Annotated in this window: 1 protein-coding gene; it reads right to left on the reverse strand. The window is 45.8% G+C overall.

The features are described from left to right. Positions 1-568 (reverse strand): IS3 family transposase (locus ACFFK0_RS30670; RefSeq protein ID WP_377475271.1); only part of this gene is annotated, 568 nt, incomplete at its 3' end. Positions 569-618 lie beyond the last annotated feature (50 nt).

A 618-nucleotide genomic window follows, 5' to 3' on the forward strand; every position in this document is an offset into this window, starting at 1 on the left:
TAGCCTTGTCCAACAACTTCTTAAAGCTCAGAGACGTATACTGGAAGCCCCGGTCGCTATGAAGGAGCGCTTTGCTCCTTGGTGCTGCCTTTAGCGCCAACTTCAATGTCTTAAACACGAGCGGATTATTATTGGAGTGCCCTAGTACATAAGAAACAATCGATTTATCGTGAAGGTCGAGAATCGCGCTTAAATATGCTTTCTGACCATTGCCATATTTAAATTCAGTTACATCCGTTACCCACTTCTCGTTTGGAGCTTCAGCTTGAAACTTACGGTTTAATACGTTCTCAGCTACCTGCTGTGGCGTAGAACGCTCATATTTCTTTTTCTTTCTGCGAATGACAGACTGAATCCCTTTTATCTTCATCAGACGATATACGCGCTTGTGGTTAATCTGTTTCCCCGTTTGTCGGCAGATATGTAGCGTTAATTGACGGTAACCGAAGGTACCTTCAACCTTTTCATACAACGACATCATAACCGCCGTTAGCTCCTGGTTCTCCAACTGTCGCGGGCTAGGCTTGTGGCTGAGCCACTTGTAGTAACTTGACCTGGGGATCCCCATAACCTTGCACAGAAGCTGTATACTGAGCGACTCTGCTTGCTGTACCGCTT

This window comes from Paenibacillus chartarius (assembly GCF_042432825.1).
Classification (GTDB): Bacteria; Bacillota; Bacilli; order Paenibacillales; family NBRC-103111; genus Gordoniibacillus; species Gordoniibacillus chartarius.